Genomic DNA, 16414 nt, shown 5'->3' with positions numbered 1-16414 from the left:
TTGAGGAACAACGCGGAATACTGATTACAGTGAATGTTTGTCCTGGACTGCGGTGCCTGGCATCTGCCTGCATGGTGAGTGCCTGCTGACTACAGTGAACATCACAGCGATGCCAACCCCCTGATACTGATTGCAGTGAACGTTTATAGAGAACTACTGATTACAGTGAACGCAAAGAACGAATACTCGCATAAACGGCCGGTAACGCTATTTACCTGAAGCCCTTCCTTTACTGATTACAGTGAACCTTTGGGCTGATCAGCGTCTCTCCCCTCCCCTGATTTTTTTGTTTAAGAGAAGGAAGGCGTTTTCAAACTGTCGCATTACTGATTACAGTGAATGAAATGCCTGGTTTTACTGATTACAGTGAATGTTGACACCTGCCAGATCATTTCACAGCTGATTACAGTGAACGTTTGCAGTTTTGAAACCCTATACGCGATTCAAACAGAAACTGGCAAATCCGCATCAAAAGATATTTTCTTGCCCGCTATGCAGGATTTATGTATAAAGTCACAAATCCTACATGTGTGGAGTAAGTATGGCTAACGACGAAAAGCAGGTACTTAAGGTCGCGCAGCGATCTGAAAGGATGCTTCTGAGCCTGACGGAACAAATTCAGGCGCAAAAAGAAGAACTTCACGAAAATACTTTTTATCAGGTCTATGCGAAAGCAGCGCTGGCAAAATTGCCTAAGCTGACACGTGCCAGTGTTGACTACGCCGTCAACGAGATGGAAGAGAGTGGGTATGCGTTTGATAAACGGGCCGCAGGCAGCTCGACCAAATACGCCATGTCTATTCAGAATATCATCGATATCTATCATCACCGTGGCGTGCCTAAATATCGCGACCGTCATCCCGAAGCCTATACGATCTTTGTTGGTAACCTGAAAGGTGGCGTCTCTAAAACTGTTTCAACGGTTTCGCTCGCTCATGCCTTGCGCGCGCATCCTCATCTGCTTTTTGAAGATCTACGTATTCTGGTTATTGACCTTGATCCCCAGTCTTCCGCGACCATGTTTCTTAATCATGAACGGTCTGTCGGGCTGGTGGAAGCCACTGCTGCGCAGGCGATGCTGCAAAACGTTAGCCGTGATGAGCTGCTGGAAGAATTTATCGTGCCGTCAATTATCCCCGGCGTGGATGTACTTCCTGCCTCGATAGACGATGCTTTTATTGCTTCACGCTGGGATGAGCTTTGTGCCGAACACCTGGCGGGTCAGAACGTTCATGGCGTGCTTTACAATAACGTCATTGCAAAACTGAAAAAAGATTACGACTTCATTTTTATTGACAGTGGGCCGCATCTGGATGCGTTTTTGAAAAATGCGATCGCTGCCTCCGATTTGCTGATGACGCCCGTGCCCCCCGCGCAGGTAGATTTTCACTCAACGCTCAAATACCTGACTCGCCTTCCAGAGCTGATCGACATTATTGAAGAGTCAGGCGCGACCTGCCGCTTGCAGGGCAATATCGGATTTATGTCAAAGCTCTCCAACAAGGCTGACCACAAGTTGTGCCACAGCCTGGCGAAGGAGATTTTTGGCGGCGATATGCTGGATGCAGCGCTACCCCGCCTTGATGGTTTTGAACGCTGTGGGGAGTCATTCGACACCGTTATTTCAGCTAACCCCTCTACCTATGTGGGCAGCAGTGAAGCGTTAAAAAATGCGCGTTCAGCTGCTGAGGATTTTGCAAAAGCGGTTTTTGACCGTATCGAATTTATTCGCCTGAACTGAGGTCGCTATGAGTGCAAAAAGAATTACTATCGGCAGAACCTTTAGCCAGACACCGGTTCAGGCTGAGGAGTCATCTGAAGCCCCAACGCAAACATTTGTTCTCTCTACCGGCAAAAGAGCGGTTTTTCGTCTTGAACGAATTGACGCAAAAGAGATCGAAGAAAAAACTTTTGTGGTGCTCGAAACTAACGGGCGTGACCAGGCCGGACTGACGCCGGATTCTCTGCGGGACATTATTCGCACCATTAAACTCCAGCAGTTTTTTCCCGCTATTGGTGTGAAGCGCGACGGCCGCATCGAGATTTTGGACGGCTCCCGTCGGCGTGCCGCCGCACTCTATTGCAAAACCGGACTGGATATTCTGGTTTCTGAGACTGCCATTACCACCGAAGAAGCGCGCAGGCTCGCGCAGGATATTCAGACTGCGCGTGAACATAACCTGCGTGAAGTAGGACTGCGTCTCATGTCATTAAAGAATGGCGGCCTTTCGCAGAAAGAGATTGCTGAGAACCAGGGGCTGTCTCAGGCAAAAGTGACACGCGCTTTGCAGGCTGCAAGCGTACCGGCAGAGCTGATTTCACTTTTCCCTGACCATTCTGAGCTGACTTATCCCGACTATAAAGCTCTGTTAATGGCAGCTGACAAACTGACAGAAACGGGCCAGTCGATAGAGAGACTGATAGAAACAGTGTCGATGGATGTTGATACGGTTTGCGCGCGTGACGGTCTGGCTGAAGACGAGGTAAAAAATCATATCCTTCGTCTGGTTCGTAACGGCAGTCAGACGTTGATCGAGACGCCAGCAAAAGATAAACCTGTTTCGGAAACTCTCTGGACCTTTGCTGACAAAGATCGTTTTGCCCGTAAAAAATCACGGGGGCGCATGTTCAGCTATGAGTTTAATCGTCAGTCAAAAGAGCTTCAGGAAGAACTCGATCGAGTCATTGCAGAAACGTTACAAAAACATCTTGGTGAGAAGTAAAATAACAATCCGGGTCAGTTGGCCCGGATTTTTTTGTTTTGCTACTCTCCGCTCTGAATGCCCCTGCTTTTCGCCATGCCGATTTCTGCACTAACTCCCTGCTTGAAGACAATTTATCTGAAAATTTCAGGCTGAAATCGCCAGCGTTTCACCCAATAACAACGCTGTCAGAAGATAACGCTGCCTTATTGCGTCTGGTTCTGTTTATCGAAGATTTCGGCTATGCCGCAAAAAAAACGAGACTGCTCGCCAGTGCCATTTCATGCTTAAGTTGCTGAATTTAATGAGTATAAGCGCAAGATTTCAGGGTGAAATCGCCAGCTAAAATTCATTTCAGGTGGAGTTGCCCTCGTTAAAGGGCAACAATTCTATTTTTTATCCGCTGACCAGCTTGCAGAGCGCACATCAATTTTCGTTGGCAGTAGCTTCGCGTTTGTGAACGTGTCGGCCAGCTTTTGCTGCTGGGCAAAGACGGCATCTGTCATACGCTCTGCCCCATAAGGCAGACGCGTGAGCGTGGTGCGCCAGATGGTACTGTCCAGTCCGGTAGAGTGAGAAAGGATGGCCGCTGCCTCGGTTGGATGCTGGTTTGCCCATTCGCTCAGCTTGCTCAACTCATCAAGTACCTGTCTGGCGACTTCAGGCTCTCCATCGGCGAATTTGCGGCTTGCCAGGTAAAAGGTATAGTGCGGTACCAGTCCTTCGGCGTTGCGTACCTGCCGTGCGCCGGTACTGGCTTCAACCTCGGCCAGATAGGGATCCCAGATTACCCAGGCATCAACTGCACCTTTCTGGAAAGCCGCACGCGCATCAGCTGGCGGTAAATACACGGGCGTAATGTCCTTGTAGCTGAGTCCGGATTCCTTCAGTGCAGCTATCAACAGATAATTAACGTCGGAGCCTTTGTTTAATGCAATCCGTTTTCCTTTCAGGTCCTTTACGCTGTGAATGGCGGAGTCTGAGGGAACCACAATGGCTTCTGTTTTGGGATTAGCAGGTGAATGTCCAAGATAAACCAGGTCCGCTTTTGCCGCCTGCGCAAAGGCTGGCGGCGCATCACCTGTCGCGGCGAGGTCAATACTGCCCACATTCAGGCCTTCAAGCATCTGTGGCCCGGCGGGAAATTCGACCCAGCGTACGTTGATACCCTGCTTTTCGAGGGTGGATTCCAGCGTGCCACGATACTTCAGCAGCGCAAAAATGTTTGCTTTCTGATAACCAATGTTGACGCTGTCTGGCGCAGCAGACACCGGCAATGTGAGTGAACTTAATCCGAGAGCAAGGGCACTCAACGCGAATTCATAACATTTCATCATTTCTCTCCAGGTTTTTGGCTAACCTTACCCCACTGCTTTGATCGCTCGTAAATAACGATTCTCGTTTGCTTATATCCTGGAAGAATTGATCTGCAGGAAACTGCAGCGTCACCTGCCCTGACAGAGAGCGCAAAAGGGGCTGAACAGGAAAGCAGGTCAAGGTTTACATATTCATGTTCTGAAGCCGTCAGTAAAAAAAGTCTGCGAAGCTTTCTGTCAGAATACGGCCAGTTTGTCTCCCCTGGGTTTGTTCACTGTATTAAGGGGTTTTCAAAAATCGAGCTGCACCTCTCTGGCAAAACGGACTATGCCGAAATGTCAGCGATCTGAGTTGCATTGCAGTTCTACTCTGCCTGAGCAATGTCAAACCTGATATTTTGTCTGCCAGCAAGTGTGCTGATGAACTACGTGAGTGACCGACCTGTCCCGGCACTCTGTATAACGTGGTGTCAGACAGCCTCTCCATTCAAAAAAGGGGATCTGTCTGTTATTGCATAGCCAGCACTCTGCATTGAGTCTGGCCGGAAAGAACGCGGCGATAGTGGAAATCCATGACGTCACTGCGCTCGCCAGCATCCCTGTATCGTTATTTCATCGATTGTGAAGACGAGCGTCACAATGCTGTGCCGCAGCCTTATTCTGCGACTCATTATGCCGGTTTCGATAAGCCATCTGCACAAGCAGCGCATCAGCGAACGGACACCAGGGGCCAGGCGAAAAGCACCCTTTGCGGTCACACGCGCATTAGCAAAAACGTGCTGTGGTCTGCCCTGACCGCCTTTTTATTCCTTCTCCTCTGCCTCTGTTAAACCGTAAGTCGCTGCGTTGATGACTGAAGAGCTTCAGTGACAGTAAGGGTGTTTTGTTAACTTTTTACCACACAATATACAGCCTGCTTGCGCCGAAGAACGGATCTCCTCCAGGCGTCATGGCAGCCATGGGAAGCTGCATTTCTGCACCGCGCTCTCTGACCCCGAAACCCTCTCTCACAGGCGCAGAGGCTCGATATTACGCCATAGCCGCGGGCACTGAAGCAGGCTTTTGTCAGTCTTTAGCTCATCTGGATGGCCTGTTCACGGTATCGCAGTTTCCGCATCTGACAGAGAGAGCAACGCTGCCCAAACCAGATCTGCTGCTTACAGTGAATATCTTTCTCTCGACGCTGACCTGCCTTGCGGTAACGACATCCTGACGGCACCTGGTTGCATCAAATCATAATCTGAGGGGCCTGCCTGCGCTGCGAAAAGGGTTAAACGCGCTGCTTATGCAGAAACAATGCATGGTGCAACGCTTCACAGGCTATACGGCAGCCGTTTGTGGTGCGCGCTGGACAAGCTTTATGTCACTTCTGCGTGAAGGATGCTCTGACAGGCATACCGGGCTGGCTGCGGAAGAGACTGTTTTTTAAAGGCCAGTCACAGGACGAACGGCTTCCCTTTTTATGCCCGCTACTTATCGAATCAGGTGCGACAGCATAAGGCGGAGAAACGGAGGGCGTCGCGGAGAACCTGACCAGACGACATAACGAGCGAATATCGCCTAACAACATCGGTACAACGTCAGATTTTCGCTATTTGCACTGGCTGGCGGATCGCAATCGCCACAGAAAAACGTAGCCTAATCACATTAACCCCTGATGACTGGTTTTTGTTTACCGACAATATCAGGCATGCTGGAGCCACTGACACTGGCTAACAGGAATCATCTATTATGAAAACAATAGGATTATTAGGGGGGATGTCGTGGGAGTCTACAGCGCTTTATTACCGCATTCTCAATGAAGAGATAAAAGCTGCACTGGGCGGACTGCATTCTGCGCGCATCGTGCTCTATAGCGTCGATTTTGCTGAAATTGAAAAACTGCAAAGCGATGGGCGCTGGGATGAAGCAGGCGTTCAGCTGGCACAGGCCGCCCGGGCTCTGGTACGCGCGGGGGCTGATTTTCTGGTACTGGCAACCAACACCATGCACAAGGTCGCACCGCACATTCAGCAGGCAGTTGATATCCCTTTGCTTCATATCGCCGATGCCACCGCAGAGCGAATCCGGGATAACGGGCTGAAAAAAGTTGGATTGCTGGCAACGCGCTTCACGATGGAAGAGGCTTTTTATCGTGGCCGTCTGACAGAAGAATATGGGCTGGAAGTCGTGACACCCGATCAAACCGACCGGGCACTGGTGCACCAGGTGATTTATCAGGAGTTGTGTCAGGGTAAAGTCAATGCGGCGTCGCGTGAGAAATTTCGGCACATCATGGCGAAGCTGACGGAGCAGGGCGCTGAGGGCATTATCCTTGGCTGTACTGAGATCACGATGCTGGTCAGCGCACAGGATGCCAGCGTACCGCTGTTTGATACCACACTGATCCATGCACAGCGTGCTGTACGCCAGGCCCTGACGTGATCGCGATCGCACTTTTTGTTAGTATGATAATAGTAACGTAAGTTATTATTAGCGTCATCGAAGGCACATCGCCTCGCCCTGACAAAAAGAAGGATTTTGACCATGAAAAACGTAAAAACACTGACTCTTGCTGCTGTTGCTGCACTCTCTGTGATCTCTTTCGGCAGCGTTGCCGCTGAAAGCATTTCCGCACACGGCAGCACGCTGGACAGCGCCGAAGCCCATATTGCGGCAAAAGCGCAGGCAGAAGGCGCAAACAGCTATAAAATCACCAGCGCCCGCGCCGACAACGGCGTCTACATGACCGCTGAAATCTATAAATAACGGATGGTCGTACAGGGACGTACCAGAAGAGGCTGCCAGATGGCAGCCTTTTTTGTTGTCCCGACCTGCATGCCTAGTAGGGCGAGCGGGTAGGGCGCACCACAATTTCACTGACATCCACATCATCCGGCTGCTCAACAGCAAAGCGAACCGCACGGCCAATGGCCGCAGGCTGTAGCGCAATGGCACGATAGTCGTTCATCAATGCTGCGGCCGACGCATCCGTAATGGTTTCAGCCAGCTCACTTTCCACCACGCCAGGATGAATGCAGGTCACGCGCAGCTGCGTATTCTCCTGACGCAGCCCGTCTGAAATGGCGCGAACCGCAAATTTGGTGGCGCAATAGACGGCGGCAGTAGGCGATACACTCAGCGCGCCGATAGAAGCAATATTGATGATATGCCCTGCTTCACGCGCCAGCATTGGCGGCAGAGCGGCGGCAATCCCATACAGTACTCCTTTTATATTCACATCAATCATGCGATCCCACTCTTCGACTTTTAACGACGCCAGCGGAGAGAGCGGCATAACGCCTGCATTGTTGATCATCACATCAATGCGTCCCCATTTTTGCAGTGCGACATCAGCGAACTGCTGTACCGACGCGCGTGAGGTTACGTCCAGCGCGGCGATAGCCACTTCTGCTCCTTGTTGCTGGAGTTCATCTGCCAGCGCCTGTAAACGATCAACGCGGCGTGCGCCGAGCAGCAGGATTGCGCCGCTGCTCGCCAGCTCGCGCGCGATACCCGCGCCAATACCGCTGGATGCGCCGGTGATCAGAATCACTTTGTTGCTCATGGTGTCACTCCTCTTGTTAAGTGTCTGGCGATTTTATGACCGCTGGACTATAAAGAGAATCCCACCATTGCTTACCTGACTGGTAACTGAGAGTAACGAATGATGCTGGATAAGAACGTGCTGGAGATCTTTGTCACGCTGGCCCAGACGCGTAATTTTCGCCTGGCCGCAGAGAAATTAGGCGTTACCCGGCCCGCAGTAAGCCAGTCGCTGCGCCGGCTGGAAGATCGACTACAGATTTCATTAATACAGCGTACTACCCGCAGCCTCAGCCTGACCGAAGCGGGTGAAAGACTCTATGCAGAGGTGGCACCTGCGGTTTTACAGCTTAATCGGGCGGTAGTCGAGATTGCTGAGCTGGCCGGCGAACCTCGCGGACGGCTACGGCTGGCCGTCTCGTCCATTGCCGAGCGTTTTATTAACGGTGAGCTACTGGCCACCTTTCTTCAACGCTACCCACAAATCGAGCTTGATATTTTTGTCACCGATGATGAATTCGATATCGTCGCTCAGGGCTATGATGCTGGCGTCAGACTGGGCGAAACCATCGCACAGGATATGATCGCGGTGCCGGTCTCCCTGCAACAGCGGCAAATGGTCGTCGCGGCGCCCGCTTACCTGGCTCATTACGGCACGCCGCAGCATCCCCATGAGTTATTGCAACACCGTTGTATTGGCTGGCGACGCGAACCGGGTGTCGCGCCCTATCGCTGGGAATTTGCCGAGCAGGGCAGGGCATTTGATGTGGCGGTCAATGCACAACTCAACACCAACGATATGGGGTTGATGATCCGCACCGCCTGCGCAGGTGGCGGGATCGCTATTGGAATGGAGGAGACTTATCGCCCCTGCATCGCACGCGGCGAACTGGTACCGCTGCTGGAGGCGTATTTACCGGCGTTTGCAGGATTCTATCTCTATTTTCCCAGCCGAAAAAATCTCGCGCCTAAGCTGAGAGCGCTAATCGATCATATGAAAGTGTAAGGATTTCCTAAGGCTGCTCAACGCATGTGACCACGACGCCCTGTTCTTCCAGCTGCCCTCGCGCCACCGCACTGAGTCCGCTGTCTGTGATCACCTGTCTGACCGGATAACCTGACGACAGCGGATAGGGATGGATTTGTCCAAACTTTGAAGAATCTGTCAGCGCCCAGGTTGGCATTCCTTTCGCCAGGACCGCATCAACGACATCGCAGCGCAGCATATTGCGCCCGGTGAACCCCGTTTCTGAATGCCAGCCGTCAACGCCAACAAACGCTTTATGAAAATGGATTTGCTGCACGCAATAACGCGTTAGCGGGCCAACCATTGACTGACTGCTTTTCTGCAACAGGCCACCCGGTACGATAACGTCGCACGCCGCGTCCTTCAGCAGATGCGCAATAAAATGACTGACGGTAATTACCGTGATATCTGTGCGTTCGCTTATCAGACGCGCCAGCAGCGCATTGGTGCTGCCGCCTTCAATAAACACCGCATCGCCCGATTCAATCAGGCTGGCTGCGCGGGTTGCCAGCGCCTGTTTACGTTCATAGTGGGTATGCATGCGCATCCCCACGTTGTCGCTGTCCAGCGCCACTGCGGAGCCGTGAACGCGACGCAGAAAATGGTCACGCTCCAGCAGATTCAAATCCTGTCGCACAGTGACTTCGGAGACACCGGTCAACTGTGCCAGTTCGCTGACCGGGACGCTGCCACGTCTGTTAACGAGTTCAATAATTTGTTGATGTCTAGCGTTCATGCGAGCCGTTGCCGGAAAAAAGGTTGCGCCAGTGTAGCAGAGATGGGCCGCGCAGGTGACGCTGCGCGGCGACGGGGTTATCAGGACAGATCAAGCGCGCGCCGACCGTTAGCGTTAAGATCCTCTAGCGTAAAACGATCGCGCCAGCCCGTTTCATAATCTTCTGGCGGAAAATCGGCGGGCGACCGGCCGTGCGCCAGCGCTTCTGCGACCTGACGGGCACAGAGCCGGTTTTTTTCACACAGGGGCGCAGCGGGAATATACATCACATTGCCCCAGCCCTGCTGATTCTGCACCGGTGCGACCGAATGGATGACGTCGCAATGCCACCAGACTGAATCACCCGCTTCCAGCGCCGGGATTGAACAGAGGCCATGGATCAGATGCGGATGCCACTTCTCACTGATGGGCAACACTTTACCCGGCGCGACGCCGCAGAGCTCATTTTCCGGCACATCATCAAGCAGTGGCCGCAGCAGTACGTAAGCCATGGCTTCGGGGGCGGGAACAACATGCAATAGCCCCTGGCCGGCGATCATATCTGACAGCGCCGTCCAGCCCTGAAAGGTCCGAAACGCGGAACATTTTGTGGTATTGGGCACGTCATACTCATTCACTTCCGTTCGCCAGGCCGCGTTCCAGGGATCGTAATCCTCTATATTTCCCTGAAAAACGCTGGCAAAAACCTGCTGATAAGCAGGCAGAAGCCAGCGCTCAAGCGCCCCCGAATCGGTGTGAGCGCCCAGACCTTTTGAGGTGGTGCCCGGTGGACGGCGGCGGATGCGGTCCGGGTAGATGATGCTGACGTCTGGATCGAACCACTGCTTGCCATCAGAAGAGAAGCGCCACAGCCGGTTAAGAAATGACTGTACCTGATTGATGGCGTCGCTCTGGCGCGCCTGCATCTGCGCCTGTGACCAGTAGACCGGAAAAATTTCCGGGCGAGAGGCTTCCAGGCTGCCAAAGAAATTGTCGCCCGGGCCTCGATACTGAGCGTCAAAATCGTTTAAATCGAGGTAATCCAGCAGCGACTGGTCCCAGGCCAGCGCCTGCTCGCGTGGAAACTGCTGTTTAACCACCAGGCAGCCACGACGTTTGATTCGCGCCAGCGTTTCATTCGAAACCGTGCCTGACGCGATCTCTCCGAAGGTAACAACGGGCCAGGCCGTGCCATCTTGCTTTTCTTCGTCTCTGGCTTCCGCTATGGCTTGTTCGATGCGCTGGCATACGCGATTAAAAAGCGCGCCAACATCGCCAATCTGCTGACGGGCCTGTTGTTTAAAGCGGATTACGGCGGCGTCAATGTCTGGCGGCAGCGGCGTAGCGTGCGTCTGTTGTGTCACAGGAGCCTCCGGGTGCAGGTAAGATTTCTTCATATGTAAATTAAATGTGTTTCGTTCGTAATTTTTATCAGTCAGAATTGCCTTTCGCAACCCCAAATTGTGTGAGCGTCTGCACACTCCATCAGGAAAGATCCGAAAGCCCTGAACATTCTTATTATTAGAATTCTCATTAATCCACACTGCGGGTAAGCTTTACCTATTAAGTCAGTAACCCTGACACAACAGCCTCAGCAAGGAGATGACAATGGCGGTAAAAATGATTGCGGTGGATATGGATGGCACTTTCCTGGACGATAACAAGGAATACAATGTGCAGCGCTTTTTGCGTCAGTATGCGCTGATGAAGGAAAAAGGTATTCGCTTTGTCGTCGCCAGTGGCAATCAGTATTATCAGCTACAGCGTTACTTTCCTGATATCAAAGATGAAATCGCTTTTGTGGCTGAAAATGGTGCCTGGGTGTCAGACAGTAACGAAGAGATCTTTTGCGGCGAGCTGACGCAGGCGCGCGTGCATCAGGTACTGGATATTCTGGCGAAAGAGCCCGACATCACGACGGTGGTGTGCGGACGCAACGGGGCCTACATTCACACCTCTGCCTCCGATGAGGTGATAAATTTACTCTCGAATCACTATGCGCGCCTGGAAAAACGCGACGATCTTTACAGCATCGATGACACGATTTTTAAATTCTCTCTTAATCTGGCACAAGAAGGCGTTGATGCGCTGCTGGCACGGCTGCACAACCAGCTCGGAGAAATTGAAAACATCATGCATCCGGTTTCCAGCGGCTACGGCTTCATCGATCTAATCATTCCCGGCTGCCACAAGGCCCATGGCATCGCGCTGCTTCAGGAAAAATGGGGCATCAGCGACTGCGAAGTGGTCGCCATTGGCGACAGCGCTAACGATCTGGAAATGCTGCGTCAGGCATGCTTTAGTTTCTCTATGGCCAACGCCATAGAGCCGGTGCGTGCCGTGGCGCGTTATCGCACAGAAAGCAATAACGATGACGGAGCGCTAAACGTAATCGCCCGCGTTCTTTCACGTCAGTTCCCCTTTGCTTAACGGGGGCGCATCCCGGATATCAGGCATCCGGGAACGTCTCTGCTCTACTCTGTCTGCCGCATGGCGCGAAAATGGTTCTCCATCTCATCCAGCGCGGCCTGATTCTCCAGTCCCCACTGGTACATCTGCTCTACAGGCTCAGCAAAGGTTTTACCCAGCGGCGTCAGCGCATATTCGACTTTTGGCGGCACAACTTCATAAACCTGACGCGACACCAGTCCGCGCTGCTCCAGTTCGCGCAGCGTCTGCACCAGCATTTTCTTGGAAATCCCCTGCAAACTGCGCTCCAGCTCACCCGTTCGCGCGCGATGATGCGGCCAGTGATAGAGCGCGTGTAGCACCATCGTGCTCCACTTCACGGCGAACAGCTCCAGGAGCCGACGCGGGGGGGAGTCTGCAAAAAACATCAGCTTGCCGTCAATCCAGGCGGGCATATTACCCTCTCCTCATGGTAACCAAAAGGTAACTACTACCAATAAGGTATCCAGATGTCTATAGTGGCCCGCTTTCTTTACTGTGCAGACAGACACCCGGAGGACGATATGAAAATAAATGCACTGGTCGCACAACAGGCGTCGCAGCCGCTGACTGTCGGTCAGGTCGAGCTGCGCGATCTGCAACCGGACGACGTTAAGATCGCCATACTCTACTGTGGCGTTTGCCATTCTGACCTGCATATGGCACGCAACGAGTGGGGCGTCAGCCGCTATCCGCTGGTGCCTGGCCATGAAATCGTAGGACGCGTCGAGGCCACGGGTGCGAACGTTACCCGGTTTAACGCGGGCGACATTGTGGGTGTGGGCGTGATGGTAGACGCCTGTGGGCACTGTCATTTTTGCCAGCAGCAGGAAGAGCAATACTGCGAAGCCGGCTTTACGCCCACCTACAATGGTACCGACAAATATACTGGCGGCACCACATTCGGTGGTTACGCTCAGCATGTGATAGCCGATCAGCATTTTGTTGTTTCGGTACCGCAAAACCTGGCGCTGGGCGCTGTCGCACCGCTGTTGTGCGCAGGCGTAACCGTCTGGTCGCCACTGCGCCACTATAACGTACAGCCCGGCGACAAAGTCGGCGTCGTGGGCCTGGGGGGGCTGGGACATATGGCCGTTAAGCTGGCCAGTGCGCTGGGTGCAGAGGTCACGCTGTTTACGACCTCGCCGGAAAAAGGCGAGGATGCGCGTCGTCTCGGCGCCGCGCGAGTCATTGTCTCTCGTGATGCGGAGCAGATGGCGGCGTGTCACACATCACTGGATATGATTCTTGACTGTGTTGCGGCACCACACAATCTTGATCCCTATCTGGCAACGCTGAAAACTAACGGAAAGCTGGTGCTGGTCGGCATTCCCGATCAACCGCACCCGTCACCTAACGTCACGCCAGTGGTATTCCGTCGCCTGAGCATTAGCGGCACCTCTATTGGTAGCATCCGTGAAACGCAGGAGATGCTCGACTTCTGTGGCGAGCACAATATCACTGCGGATGTGGAGATGATAACCGGTGAAGAGATTGAACTGGCTTTCGCCCGAATGCTGAAAAGTGATGTGAAGTATCGGTTCGTCATTGATATGCAGAAAACGCACTGGTCGCGATAATATAAAAGGGGCTTAGCGTTAAGCCCCTTGATTTAACAGCATTTCAGCCTGAAATCGCCAGCCTGTTACTGGCGCACAGCACCCCTCAGCAAGCCTGCTGCCCCGCTATTATCGGTCGGCGACTACTGATTACAGTGAATCTTTACCCTGGATCTGCGTTGGTTAAATAGTGACTGCTGATTGCTCAGGGAGTAAACAAAAAGACTCGCTTTCAGCAAAAAAGCGCCTCTATAGCAACGTTGACAGTAATCAGCAACGTCACATTTTTCACATGTCTGAGCAGGATAATAAAAGCAAAACATTCACTGTAATCAGCAGCGTCCTGCCTTCTCTTTGTGCTGACCGGGTCTGCAGAGACAAGATTCACTGTAATCAGTCACCCGCCAGCGCTCTTACTGCACAGATGTCTGCTTTTCGCTGATGTGGCTAATGACAGCGCTGAGCCGCATCGGTAAAGTCGGGTTTTCTTTTTCAGGGGGAAAATATGGAGAAGCTTTTTGTCTATGGCACGTTATGCCCGGGCCGTTCGAATGCGCATATGCTGGAGAGTATCGGAGGAGAATGGCTGGCAGGTTCGGTAAAAGGCGTGCTGTATGAATCGGGCTGGGGTGCAGCAGCGGGATTTCCGGCAATCCAGCTGGATGAGCAGGGCGCCACGGTTCCGGGCTATATTTTTCAGTCCAGCCAGCTCTCACAACACTGGCCAATACTGGATGAATTTGAAGCAGGCTACGACCGCGTGCCAGTTACAGTGAACACGGAGCAGGGCGAGCAGATTACGGCCTGGGTTTACCAGATCCAGCCAGCCTGAAATGGCGGTATCAGTTCGATTAGAGTGGCAGCCGGTGTTAATGCGCATCACATTACCTGACAATATCCGGCTTATGAACTGGCAATATCTCTCCTCTCTGGCTAGTTTTTGATCGTCTTCTTCCACATTGCTTTATCTGTCCTGACCGGCGCGGCTCGTCCTGACGCCGTTTGCCGCGACATCCTCTTGCCAGTCAGAAAGTGGCTGGCGATTTCCGGAGCCGATGATGAAAACAGGCAAAAGCGCGCATCCACAGTTCACTGTACTGTTCGTCACCCTTTTACTCTCCCCGCTTTCAGCACTGGCGTGGGATAACCTCACGGTATTCGGCGACAGCCTGAGCGACGGGGGGAACATTGGCCGCTATACCTGGGATGGCGAGGCCAGTCCGATCTACGATGAAATTCTGGCTGCGCGGCTGGGGCAATCTTTACGCGCCTCCTCGCAGGGAGGCAGCAATTATGCCCAGGGATTTGCCGTTTCCAGCCCGCAACTCAATGCCGGACGCAATACCGAAAACCAGCTTGCTGCCTACCTGAACGCAACGGGCGGGCGGGCCGACAGTAACGGGCTCTATATTCACTGGGTGGGCGGCAATGATATTGCGGCTGCCGCGATGCGCCCGCTTACCGCCCGGGAAACCCTCAGCCTGAGCGCTGCCGCCGCCACCGCGCAGGTTAAAACGCTGCTTGAGGCGGGTGCGGGCGCGGTGATCGTGCCCACGACGCCGCAGGTTGGAGAAACACCCTATCTCATTGAAACGGTGCTGAGCCTCTCAGGCCCCGCTTCTGATGCAGCAACTGCCGCGGCGTTTCAGTCACTTAACAGCGCCACCACCTCTGACAGCACCTCACGCCAGCAGGCGGTGCAAACCGCCTTTGCTCAGGCAGCGACCCAGCTATCGGCTATTCCTGCCGTGCGCGCTGCGCTGGCGGAGCAGCTCTATCAGGCGTGGCAGCAGCTGAGCAGTGTAGTCTCCGCGCTGACGGCAGGCTATAATCAGCAGCAGGAATACGGGCTGGCGACGCTGGATGGTAATATTGTTCGTGTGGATGTTGCCGGTCTGTTCAGTGAAGTGATCGCCGATCCCCGGCGCTACGGCCTGACAAATACCGTCGGCATGGCGTGTCCGGTGGGCACATCGGCTGCCGCCTGTACTTCGGCTACGCCCGGCTTTTCACGCAATCAGTCCTACCTGTTTGCCGACCGGCTGCATCCCAGTCCCGCTGTACATGCCCTTATCGCAGATTATATCCAGTCAATACTGGATGCGCCCTTACAGGCCGCAGCGCTCTCACGGGCGCCCTACCGCATGGCGCGTGATATGCAAAATACGCTGGATGGTCACCTTCAACAGCAGCGGCATCAGCAGAACAGCGCAGGGCAGTTTTCCCTGTTTGGCGGCTATGCAGGCGAGCACGTAGACGAGAAGGGGGATGCTTACTTTAACGGCGAGGCGACGACGGCCAGCTTTACGCTTGGCGTGGGCTATCAGATTACGGAGAAGTGGCAGACTGGCGTACTCTTCTCTACAACAAATCAGCGGCAGGCACCCTCCTCAGACTACGATTACCGCCTGCGCGGCAATCTGATCGCGCTCTACAGCCAGCTTGAGGCAGGCGATGGGGCATGGGTCAATGCCGATCTTCACTACGCTGACCTGGATTTCGATAATATTGAGCGCACGGTAAATATTGGCCCGGCAACCCGCATCGAGCAGGGAAATACGGGTGGCAAGCTGCTCGGCATGCGCGTGCAGGCCGGCTGGGATATGTTGCTAAGCACGCATCTGACCACCGGGCCGTTTGCCAGCTATGCGCTGGATTACGGGCGCGCTGGAGGCTATCACGAGCAGGGCAACAGCAGCACCGCGATGCGCTACAGCGACCAAACCCGTCACTCACAAACGGGCGCGGTGGGCTGGCGTATCGACAGCCAGCAGTGGCCCGTCAATCCCTGGGCGCAGGTGAGCTATAACCATCAGTTTGGCGACAGCGATTCAACCGTAACCGCCGGACTGAAATCAACCCGCACCGCTTTTAGTCGCACGACGGGGGCACGTGATACTAACTGGCTTGATGTCGCGGTGGGGGCGACTATTCCTCTGGGCGAGCGGATCAGCGCTTTTACTGGCGTATCTGCCGAGGGTGGCAACCGCGACGGGCGCCAGCTAAGCTGGAATATTGGCGTCAACGCCACCTTTTAATATCCAGACATGCGCAGCGGCAGGAATAAATATTATCAGAACAGCGAACGGTTAACCTGAGAAATTAAAACAGATAAGCAAGAC

General features: G+C 53.5%; 14 protein-coding genes. 9 read left to right on the top strand and 5 right to left on the bottom strand.

Translation table 11 applies throughout. The features are described 5' to 3' along the window. The first annotated feature begins 541 nt into the window (after window positions 1-541). Entirely contained in the window at window positions 542-1741 is a 1200-nt protein-coding gene (locus HP564_RS02085) for an AAA family ATPase (RefSeq protein WP_371239701.1), read from the top strand. Between the two features lie 7 nt (window positions 1742-1748). Further along, entirely contained in the window at window positions 1749-2723 is a 975-nt protein-coding gene (locus tag HP564_RS02080; protein WP_371239699.1) for a ParB family protein, read from the top strand. A 368-nt stretch (window positions 2724-3091) separates the two neighbouring features. Here HP564_RS02080 and HP564_RS02075 read toward each other — a convergent pair whose 3' ends face one another. After that, complete coding sequence (locus HP564_RS02075; protein WP_371239698.1) at window positions 3092-4039, bottom strand: sulfonate ABC transporter substrate-binding protein; 948 nt, start codon at window positions 4037-4039, stop codon at window positions 3092-3094. A gap of 1710 nt (window positions 4040-5749) precedes the next feature. Between HP564_RS02075 and HP564_RS02070 the strand changes: the two genes are divergently transcribed. Next, complete coding sequence (locus tag HP564_RS02070; RefSeq protein ID WP_371239697.1) at window positions 5750-6442, top strand: aspartate/glutamate racemase family protein; 693 nt, start codon at window positions 5750-5752, stop codon at window positions 6440-6442. A 102-nt stretch (window positions 6443-6544) separates the two neighbouring features. Further along, entirely contained in the window at window positions 6545-6766 is a 222-nt protein-coding gene (locus HP564_RS02065; protein WP_371239695.1) for a YdgH/BhsA/McbA-like domain containing protein, read from the top strand. A gap of 73 nt (window positions 6767-6839) precedes the next feature. Here HP564_RS02065 and HP564_RS02060 read toward each other — a convergent pair whose 3' ends face one another. Next, complete coding sequence (locus tag HP564_RS02060) at window positions 6840-7565, bottom strand: SDR family oxidoreductase (RefSeq protein WP_371239694.1); 726 nt, start codon at window positions 7563-7565, stop codon at window positions 6840-6842. A 99-nt stretch (window positions 7566-7664) separates the two neighbouring features. Between HP564_RS02060 and HP564_RS02055 the strand changes: the two genes are divergently transcribed. Next, the gene (locus tag HP564_RS02055; protein WP_371239692.1) at window positions 7665-8549 is read left to right on the top strand and encodes a LysR family transcriptional regulator; all 885 of its coding nucleotides are present in this window, start codon (window positions 7665-7667) and stop codon (window positions 8547-8549) included. 7 nt (window positions 8550-8556) lie between these two features. On the opposite strand, the gene HP564_RS02050 is transcribed toward HP564_RS02055, so the two are convergent. Continuing rightward, window positions 8557-9306 (bottom strand): DNA-binding transcriptional regulator YciT, encoded by a 750-nt coding sequence (locus HP564_RS02050; RefSeq protein WP_371239691.1) that lies wholly within the window; start codon window positions 9304-9306, stop codon window positions 8557-8559. Between the two features lie 80 nt (window positions 9307-9386). Next, complete coding sequence (locus HP564_RS02045) at window positions 9387-10649, bottom strand: DUF1479 domain-containing protein (RefSeq protein WP_371239689.1); 1263 nt, start codon at window positions 10647-10649, stop codon at window positions 9387-9389. 244 nt (window positions 10650-10893) lie between these two features. Here HP564_RS02045 and HP564_RS02040 point away from each other — a divergent pair, with 244 nt between their 5' ends. Then, entirely contained in the window at window positions 10894-11715 is an 822-nt protein-coding gene (locus HP564_RS02040; protein WP_371239688.1) for a Cof-type HAD-IIB family hydrolase, read from the top strand. Between the two features lie 44 nt (window positions 11716-11759). Here HP564_RS02040 and HP564_RS02035 read toward each other — a convergent pair whose 3' ends face one another. Continuing rightward, on the bottom strand, window positions 11760-12149 hold the full coding sequence (locus HP564_RS02035) for a winged helix-turn-helix transcriptional regulator (RefSeq protein WP_371239686.1): 390 nt from the start codon (window positions 12147-12149) through the stop codon (window positions 11760-11762). Window positions 12150-12257: 108 nt separating this feature from the next. Here HP564_RS02035 and HP564_RS02030 point away from each other — a divergent pair, with 108 nt between their 5' ends. The 3 genes from HP564_RS02030 to HP564_RS02020 all read left to right on the top strand — a co-directional run bounded on the left by HP564_RS02030 (window position 12258) and on the right by HP564_RS02020 (window position 16330). Next, complete coding sequence (locus HP564_RS02030) at window positions 12258-13313, top strand: NAD(P)-dependent alcohol dehydrogenase (protein WP_371239684.1); 1056 nt, start codon at window positions 12258-12260, stop codon at window positions 13311-13313. Between the two features lie 484 nt (window positions 13314-13797). Next, window positions 13798-14124, top strand: a complete 327-nt coding sequence (locus tag HP564_RS02025) for a gamma-glutamylcyclotransferase (RefSeq protein ID WP_371239682.1) — start codon at window positions 13798-13800, stop codon at window positions 14122-14124. A gap of 226 nt (window positions 14125-14350) precedes the next feature. Beyond that, window positions 14351-16330 (top strand): autotransporter outer membrane beta-barrel domain-containing protein, encoded by a 1980-nt coding sequence (locus HP564_RS02020; RefSeq protein ID WP_371239680.1) that lies wholly within the window; start codon window positions 14351-14353, stop codon window positions 16328-16330. Window positions 16331-16414: the final 84 nt, after the last annotated feature.

The sequence above is a fragment of the Pantoea sp. KPR_PJ genome (assembly GCF_041386365.1).
Lineage (GTDB): Bacteria > Pseudomonadota > Gammaproteobacteria > Enterobacterales > Enterobacteriaceae > Pantoea.
This window is presented reverse-complemented; position numbering and strand designations above follow the sequence as displayed.

Bases quoted from the DNA above. Each gene is read 5' to 3' on its own strand.
- HP564_RS02035 (WP_371239686.1), bottom strand. From the start codon at position 12,149: ATGCCCGCCTGGATTGACGGCAAGCTGATGTTTTTTGCAGACTCCCCC.
- HP564_RS02025 (WP_371239682.1), top strand. From the start codon at position 13,798: ATGGAGAAGCTTTTTGTCTATGGCACGTTATGCCCGGGCCGTTCGAAT.
- HP564_RS02075 (WP_371239698.1), bottom strand. From the start codon at position 4,039: ATGATGAAATGTTATGAATTCGCGTTGAGTGCCCTTGCTCTCGGATTA.
- HP564_RS02020 (WP_371239680.1), top strand. From the start codon at position 14,351: ATGAAAACAGGCAAAAGCGCGCATCCACAGTTCACTGTACTGTTCGTC.
- HP564_RS02070 (WP_371239697.1), top strand. From the start codon at position 5,750: ATGAAAACAATAGGATTATTAGGGGGGATGTCGTGGGAGTCTACAGCG.
- HP564_RS02055 (WP_371239692.1), top strand. From the start codon at position 7,665: ATGATGCTGGATAAGAACGTGCTGGAGATCTTTGTCACGCTGGCCCAG.
- HP564_RS02060 (WP_371239694.1), bottom strand. From the start codon at position 7,565: ATGAGCAACAAAGTGATTCTGATCACCGGCGCATCCAGCGGTATTGGC.
- HP564_RS02040 (WP_371239688.1), top strand. From the start codon at position 10,894: ATGGCGGTAAAAATGATTGCGGTGGATATGGATGGCACTTTCCTGGAC.
- HP564_RS02085 (WP_371239701.1), top strand. From the start codon at position 542: ATGGCTAACGACGAAAAGCAGGTACTTAAGGTCGCGCAGCGATCTGAA.
- HP564_RS02080 (WP_371239699.1), top strand. From the start codon at position 1,749: ATGAGTGCAAAAAGAATTACTATCGGCAGAACCTTTAGCCAGACACCG.
- HP564_RS02030 (WP_371239684.1), top strand. From the start codon at position 12,258: ATGAAAATAAATGCACTGGTCGCACAACAGGCGTCGCAGCCGCTGACT.
- HP564_RS02050 (WP_371239691.1), bottom strand. From the start codon at position 9,306: ATGAACGCTAGACATCAACAAATTATTGAACTCGTTAACAGACGTGGC.
- HP564_RS02065 (WP_371239695.1), top strand. From the start codon at position 6,545: ATGAAAAACGTAAAAACACTGACTCTTGCTGCTGTTGCTGCACTCTCT.